The organism is Herbaspirillum sp. C9C3 (assembly GCF_013359625.1).
Classification (GTDB): Bacteria; Pseudomonadota; Gammaproteobacteria; order Burkholderiales; family Burkholderiaceae_D; genus Herbaspirillum.
In genome coordinates this window covers 1-6974 of record NZ_JABFMQ010000051.1, presented here as the reverse complement: position 1 = coordinate 6974, position 6974 = coordinate 1, and the positions used below count along the sequence as shown (strand labels likewise).

Below are 6974 nucleotides of genomic sequence, written 5' to 3'. Positions count from 1 at the left end.
GATCGCCCCTTTTTGCGAGATCGACCCGGGCCGGATGCCTTATCGATTCGAGGCGAAGTCTATTTTTTTGCGAGGGATTAAAAAATCAGAAAAGTCTGATTTATGTGAAGACGATAAAGAGAGAAATTGCGATCTCCCCAATTTTTGAGTGATCGCGACACGCGTGCCTGGTGTTGTTTTGCTCGCCGACCATTTCCTTATGAATCGAAGCCTTCTGCTGTGTGCGCTGTCGCTCGGTGCACTCTCCCTCCCGCTGTACAGCGCAGCACAATCTCCCGGCATTCAACAAGAACAATTGCAGCGCGAGCGAGAACGCGTCTTGCGTGAGACCCTGGAACAAGCGCCCGATGTACTCACGCTGGGCTTGCCCCCTCCCGCCTCCACGTCGATGGACTACCCTGAGGACGAACAGCCCTGCAGCCGCATCGACACGATCATCATGGAAGGAGATTCTGCAGAGCGCTTCCGGCCCGCTCTGGGCACGGTGATGAAAGCGGCCGGGGATGGTGGTGCCATGGGCCGCTGCCTGGGCAGTCAGGGTCTGCAACTGCTGCTGGCTCGCGTGCAGGCCGACATCATCGCGCGCGGCTACACCACCACGCGCGTGCTGGCACAGCCGCAGGATCTCTCGACTGGCAGAGTGGTACTGACCGTGATACCTGGCAGGCTGCGCAAGGTGCGCATGGCCGAGGGTGCCGATGAGCGGGGCAACACGTTTTCGGCACTGCCCTTGTCGGCGGGAGAGGTGCTCGACTTGCGGGCCATCGAGCAAGGGTTGGAAAACCTCAAGCGCGTCCCCACGGCCGAGGCCGACATCGAGATCACGCCCTCGGAAGAAGCCGATGCGCAAGCCGGCGACAGCGATCTGGTGGTGCGATACCGGCAGGCTTTTCCGTTCCGCTTCTCGACCTCGCTGGACGACGGCGGTGCGCGCACCACTGGCCGCTATCAGCTTGGTGTGACGGTAGCGTATGACAACTGGTGGACGCTCAATGATCTCTTTTACGCCAGTCTCACGCGCAGCCTGGGGCGCTACGGAGACCGCGGCAGTCGCAGCCATACGCTGCATTACTCCCTGCCCGTCGGTTACTGGCTGCTCTCGGCAACCCATTCGGGCAGCCGCTATCACCAGACGGTGGCCGGTGCCTTCGAAGCAGTGCTCTACAGCGGGCAGGCCGAGACCAGCGAACTGAAACTGTCGCGGCTGGTACAGCGCAGTGCCTCCAGCAAGAGTCATCTCTCGGCCAGACTCATACTGCGCAAGTCCGTCAACTTCGTTGACCAGATTGTCCTGAGCCCGCAACAGCGCAGGATGACGGCCTGGGAGTGGAGCGCGAGTCACCGGCAGTTCATCGGGTCGGCCGTGGCCGACATCAACCTGAGCTATCGGCGCGCGCTGGACCGCCAGGGCAAGCCGCCCGAGGATGAACTGGAACTGCCGCAGATCACCACGCGCTACGGTCTCTGGCAGGCCGAAGCAGCGCTCAACGCGCCCCTGGCGATCGGGTCGGCGCGGCTACGTTACGGTGCGACGGCGCGCGCCCAATGGAACCGGGGCAGGCTGCCCGCCCAGGATCAGTTCGCCATCGGTGGCCGCTACACGGTGCGCGGCTTCGATGGCGACCTGAGCCTGCAGGCCGAACGAGGCTGGCTGCTGCGCAATGAGTTGTCCTGGGGAATGGGAGAAAGCGGGCAGGAAGTCTACGCCGGTCTTGATACCGGCGCGGTAGCAGGACCGTTGACGCAATATCTGACCGGACGCCGGCTCAGCGGCGCGGTCATCGGCTGGCGTGGCAGCATCGACAGGCTAGGCTGCGAGCTCTTCCTTGCTACGCCTCTGTCCAAGCCGAACGGATTTCCCACCGGTACGCTGACCGGCGGGTTCAACCTGCAATGGTCTTACTGAGCGAAGAAAAAGCGCAGAAGGAAGGCGCAAGCGCCCTCCTCATTGCTGGCGATAACGCCGCAAACCGCGCACCGGCAGCTTGTCGGACTCGATCAGGGCCTTTTTCAGTGCACGCTTGTGCAGCACCGCGCCCCCAATCAGTGCGACGGCGGCCAGAACGATGATGAGAACATTGACGAGATCAAAGTGTTGCATGATTCCCCCTACGGCAAATGACGACAGATGGAACTCGGGCTGGGCCCTTCCGGCTGAGCCGGTCCGCAAGGCGCTCCCGGTAGCGCCCGCTTGGCCTTTTTTAATCCAGGCTTGTGGAAAACATAGCACAGGGTGAAGGGAAGACAGTAAATCATATAAATAATTTCCTGAATATTTCACCTTGGCGCAACAAAAAGCACGACCGTTATATTTTGTCCCTTTTTGTCCTATAATCGCCGGACAAAAGCGGCATGGGGCCAAGCCCTGTTGCCTTGAGATAACGACAACCACCGAGAGACGACCATGCCACCAGCCCCGGCTTACCCCAAAGCATTGCAAGATCTGCGCCTGCCCATCATCTGCTCGCCCATGTTCATCGCCAGCGGCCCGGCCCTGGTGGCAGCCCAGTGCAAGGCCGGGCTGGTCGGATCGTTTCCTGCCCTCAACGCCCGCCCGGCCGAGTTGCTCGATACCTGGCTGACCCAGCTGCAGGAGGAGCTGGCCCAGTGGCAGTCCGAACACCCGGAACGCAAGGTCGGACCGATCGCGGTCAACCAGATCGTGCACCAGTCCAATGACCGCCTGGCCCAGGATGTGGCCACCTGCGTCAAGCACCAGGTCCCCATCATCATCTCCAGCCTGCGCGCGCCGCCCAAGGAAATGCTGGACGCCGTGCACAGCTATGGCGGCATCGTGCTGCATGACGTGATCTCGCTGCGCCATGCCGAGAAGGCGCTGGAGGCCGGGGTGGATGGCCTGATCCTGGTGGCCGCCGGGGCCGGTGGCCACGCCGGTACGCTCTCGCCGTTCGCGCTGGTGGGCGAGGTGCGCAAGATGTTCAAGGGTCCGCTGGCCCTGTCGGGTTCGATTGCCACGGGTGACGCCGTGCTGGCGGCGCAGGCCATGGGTGCCGACTTCGCCTACATGGGCTCGCGCTGGCTGGCCACGCGCGAATCCAATGTCGACGAGGCCTACCGCCAGGCCATCGTGGAGTCCACCGCCGCTGACGTGGTCTACACCAACCTCTTCACTGGCGTACATGGCAACTACCTGAAGAAGTCCATCGTCAATGCCGGCCTCGATCCGGACAACCTGCCCGAGGCCGACAAGACCAAGATGAACTTCGGCTCCGGCGGCGGCAGCAAGGCCAAGGCCTGGCGCGACATCTGGGGCGCCGGCCAGGGTGTGGGGCTGATGGAAGACGTACCCACGGTGGCCGAGATGGTGGATAGGCTGGAACAGGAATATCGCGCAGCCCGTGCGCGACTGTCGCTGTGAGGCGACGCTTTCATCGAAACGGATGAGCTTCGCACCGTCATGAGCGGTGTGAAAAACTAAGTAAAAGGCGGACCGCTAACCGGGTCCGCCTTTGTTTTTATGGGCCGCCATTCGCCAGCACTGGGGAACGCGCCCAGTGCTGGCGCGTCCAAAGGGGCAGCGGCTCTTCTTGTACCACGCTTGATGCGTCGGCCTGTACGAATTGTCTGTCGGACAAATTCTTATTTTTCATCTCACTTTGTAACGCGCGGCACTTCTCTGGCCAGCTCCGGTCGTACTTGTTCGCTTCGTGCAGACGCAAGGCGCCGCATGCTGTGGCCACCCTCACACGGCATCGCTTTGCGGCAAAAGAAGAGTCAACCATTCAATTGCGAGGACCACCATCATGACCAGCTTCCTGAGAACCAGAAAAGATCGTCATCCCCGACATGACAAGCCGCGCCTGCCGCATGAGCACGACCAGAATGCGGACCGCCAGGATGCGGCCAACAGCGGCCATGCGGTCGAGCGCCCCGAAATTCGTCAAGCCTACGATGACATCCGCAAAGGCCAGGTCGATACCGATCTGCGCGGCACTGGCGGCCTCGATGAAATGAACAAGCGGCCCGGCAGCCGCTCGGCCGAAGCCCCCCGCAAGGAGCTCGACAAGGACTGAGGCTGCACCGAAGCCCTGCCGCGCCGGCCCCGGACTGGTCGACGCGCAGGCTTCAGAGGCCCGATTGCACGATCCAGTCCGAGATGATCCTGAACAATTCCTGCGGCTTTTCCATCGGCGTCATGTGACCGCAGTCGCCGATGATCTCCAGGCGCGATTGCGATATCTGGCGCGCCATCTCTTCCGATTCTTCCACACTGCGCAGCTTGTCTTCGTCACTGCCGACGATGAGTACCGGGCATTGCAGCCGTTGCAGGTCCTCGGCGTTGCTGTCGCGCAGGGTCTGCAACTGCCGCAGGAATACCTCCTTGCCATTGGCCAGGGCCATGGCCTGCAAGCGATCCAGCAAGGCGCGGTCGGTGCTGCGCGCCGGGTGCAGCGATGAGGCCAGCGCGCGCGAAGTCAGCCCCTTGAAGGGGGTACGTTGCGCCAGCTCGATCTGGGCCAGCGTGCCCGCCGATTCACGCTCGGTCTGCGGGCGCGATGACGTATTGAGCAAACCCAGGCCCAGCACACGCTCGGGTGCCTTGAGCGCAATGGCTTGCGCCACGAAGCCCCCCATCGAGAAACCGAACAGCACGAAGCGTTCCGGCGCCTGGCGCAGCACGGCATCGGCCATGGCCTGGATACCGACCTCCTGGCCGAGGTCGCCGAAGCTCAGCGTGCCCAGCTTGGACAGATCGGCCTGCATGTCATCCCACAGATGGGCATTGAGCATGAAGCCCGGCAGCAGAACCAGGTTGCGCATCGTATTTTTTCCTTGCATCAGAGGTTGTAGAAGTGAAGAGCGCGGGCCTTACTGCAGCCACTGCGCGCGCCGGCTGGACCCGGCCATGGCCAGGCAGAGTACGCCCAAGAAGGCCAGCGCAGCCTGCAATCCCCAGCCATGGACGAGGAAACCGAACACGGGCGGGCCGATCAGGCTGCCGCTGTAACCCAGTGTGGCCACCGCCGCCAGGGCGCTGGAACCGTGCCGCCCGGCGGCACTGAAGACGAACGGGAATACCGCGGCCACACCGGTGCCGGCGATGGCAAAGCCGAGAATGGCCAGCGCCATGCCGGGTGCCGCTACGGCCAGGGCGATGCCCAAGCTCGCCACCAGCGTGCCGACCCACACCACGCGGCGCGCGTCATAGCGCGCCTTGAGACGGTCGCCGATCATGCGCATGATGAGCATCATCCCGGCGAACGCCGCATAGGCCAGGGGCGTGGCACCATCGCTGGCACCGATATGGTCCTTCATGTAGATGCCGCTCCAGTCCGCCACCGAGCCCTCGACGATGGCACCGCAAAAAGCGATCACGCCCAGCACCACCAGATGTCCGTGCGGCAGCGCGAAGAGCTTGCGCGCGGGATCATGCTCGGGGCGGTCATCGGGCAGCGCTTCATGGCAGGCGTAGAGCGGATAGAGGAACAGCGCCGCCACCAGCAGGAAGTGCCAGACGGGCGCCACGCCCAGGCCCGCCACGGCACTGGCGGCCAGCGCACCGGAGAAGGTGCCCACGCAGAACCAGCCGTGCAGCATGGACATGATGGGCCGCCCGGCGTCGCGCTCGGCCTGCGCACCCAGCGCATTGATGGCCACGTCGAAGCAGCTGGAGGCGGCACCATAGATCGTGCAGATCAGCATGAGCGCGGCCACATTCGGTGCCAGTCCCAGCAGCGGCAGCGACACCAGCAGGGCCAGCCCCGCGTAGAGCGTGCTGTGGCGCGCGCCGTAATGGCCGGTGGTCCAGGCCGCCAGCGGGAAGGAGCCGACCGCGCCAATGCCGCCACAAAGCAGAACCAGGGCCAGCGTGACAGCATCGAGCTGCAGGTGGTCCCGGATGGCGGGAATGCGCGCCGCCCAGGTGGCAAACACCACGCCCAGCAGCAGGAAGAACAACGGGATGGCTGACTTGCGCCAGATCAGGGGCAAGGGAGACGGCGGGCGGGAAGTGGACTGCTTGGTTGTCATCGATAAGTCAGGAATGTAAACTGCGCACAATCATTTCTTTCCTGAAATGAGTTTCAGTATTGCAAACCGCTATTATCCGACACCGGGAAAGCGCATGCACATGCGTGGTCGGAGCAGCGGGTCGGGACTGCCCTGCGGGCGGTCCATTCAGAGATCAATGAACCTGCAAAGGTTCGCGGCAGGCGCCCACGCCTGCCGCCCTCCATCGTGCACCACCTCTGAGCGACCATGCGCGCTGACAGCGGCTGCAATCACGCAGGGACAGAAATGCCAGTTTCAGAAGCGAACAAAATCTATCAGGAAGTCATCGATGCACTGATCGCACTGCATCGGCTCACTGACGGCTATACGCCCAATCATGAAGACCAGACCGCCGAACTGGCGGTGATGATCGGGCGTCATCTGGGCCTGCCGGCCGAGCGCATCGACGTGCTGCACATGGCCGCACAGGTGCACGACATCGGCAAGGCCAGGATACCGCTGGCCTTGCTGACCAAACCCGGTCGCATCACGGCCGATGAATATGGCGTGCTCAAGACGCACGTCCAGTTCGGTTATGAAATCCTCAGCAGGATCAGCTTCCCCTTCAACCTGGCAGAGATCGTCTGGTGCCATCACGAGTACCTCGATGGCAGCGGCTATCCGCGCGGCATTGCCGCCGATGCCTTGCCATTGGAGGCGCGCATCCTGACGGTGGCTGACATCGTCGAATCGATGTCGGCCGACCGTCCCTACCGCAAGTCGCTGGGCATGGCCGTGGCACTGGAGGAAATCCAGCGCCAGAGTGGCACCCGCCTGGACCCGGTCGTGGTGGATGCCTGCCTGCACGTGGTGCAGCAACACAACTGGAGGCCGGTCAGCAACTAGGGCCTGTTCACATTAAATCTGCGAGTGCGAGAGGTCGCCAAGCGTTGTCTGCCTAGGCGCAGCGACGCGCCGTGGTGGTGCCACGGCAAGGAGCTGCAACAACGGCAGGCGACGCT

7 protein-coding genes are annotated in these 6974 nt (G+C 63.1%); 4 read left to right on the top strand and 3 right to left on the bottom strand.

From position 1 onward, the window contains the following. Nucleotides 1–199 precede the first annotated feature (199 nt). Nucleotides 200–1906, top strand: coding sequence for a ShlB/FhaC/HecB family hemolysin secretion/activation protein (locus HNO82_RS21950; protein WP_249777071.1), 1707 nt, complete (start codon nucleotides 200–202; stop codon nucleotides 1904–1906). A 39-nt stretch (nucleotides 1907–1945) separates the two neighbouring features. Here the strand turns inward: HNO82_RS21950 and HNO82_RS22155 are convergent, their stop codons facing one another. Then, entirely contained in the window at nucleotides 1946–2362 is a 417-nt protein-coding gene (locus HNO82_RS22155) for a hypothetical protein (RefSeq protein ID WP_217510000.1), read from the bottom strand. A gap of 42 nt (nucleotides 2363–2404) precedes the next feature. On the opposite strand from HNO82_RS22155, the gene HNO82_RS21940 reads away from it, so the two are divergent. Next, complete coding sequence (locus HNO82_RS21940; RefSeq protein ID WP_175345137.1) at nucleotides 2405–3379, top strand: NAD(P)H-dependent flavin oxidoreductase; 975 nt, start codon at nucleotides 2405–2407, stop codon at nucleotides 3377–3379. Between the two features lie 385 nt (nucleotides 3380–3764). After that, a complete protein-coding gene (locus HNO82_RS21935) occupies nucleotides 3765–4034 on the top strand; it encodes a hypothetical protein (protein WP_008333636.1) in 270 nt (89 codons plus the stop codon). Nucleotides 4035–4086: 52 nt separating this feature from the next. Here the strand turns inward: HNO82_RS21935 and HNO82_RS21930 are convergent, their stop codons facing one another. Together HNO82_RS21930 and HNO82_RS21925 are read right to left on the bottom strand one after the other, a co-directional pair. Continuing rightward, a complete protein-coding gene (locus HNO82_RS21930) occupies nucleotides 4087–4782 on the bottom strand; it encodes an alpha/beta fold hydrolase (protein WP_175345136.1) in 696 nt (231 codons plus the stop codon). A 48-nt stretch (nucleotides 4783–4830) separates the two neighbouring features. Beyond that, a complete protein-coding gene (locus HNO82_RS21925; protein WP_175345135.1) occupies nucleotides 4831–5991 on the bottom strand; it encodes an MFS transporter in 1161 nt (386 codons plus the stop codon). A 267-nt stretch (nucleotides 5992–6258) separates the two neighbouring features. Between HNO82_RS21925 and HNO82_RS21920 the strand changes: the two genes are divergently transcribed. Next, nucleotides 6259–6858, top strand: a complete 600-nt coding sequence (locus tag HNO82_RS21920; RefSeq protein WP_034351495.1) for an HD-GYP domain-containing protein — start codon at nucleotides 6259–6261, stop codon at nucleotides 6856–6858. The last annotated feature ends 116 nt before the right edge of the window (nucleotides 6859–6974 follow it).

Bases quoted from the DNA above. Each gene is read 5' to 3' on its own strand.
- HNO82_RS21950 (WP_249777071.1), top strand. From the start codon at position 200: ATGAATCGAAGCCTTCTGCTGTGTGCGCTGTCGCTCGGTGCACTCTCC.
- HNO82_RS21940 (WP_175345137.1), top strand. From the start codon at position 2,405: ATGCCACCAGCCCCGGCTTACCCCAAAGCATTGCAAGATCTGCGCCTG.
- HNO82_RS21935 (WP_008333636.1), top strand. From the start codon at position 3,765: ATGACCAGCTTCCTGAGAACCAGAAAAGATCGTCATCCCCGACATGAC.
- HNO82_RS21930 (WP_175345136.1), bottom strand. From the start codon at position 4,782: ATGCGCAACCTGGTTCTGCTGCCGGGCTTCATGCTCAATGCCCATCTG.
- HNO82_RS21925 (WP_175345135.1), bottom strand. From the start codon at position 5,991: ATGACAACCAAGCAGTCCACTTCCCGCCCGCCGTCTCCCTTGCCCCTG.
- HNO82_RS21920 (WP_034351495.1), top strand. From the start codon at position 6,259: ATGCCAGTTTCAGAAGCGAACAAAATCTATCAGGAAGTCATCGATGCA.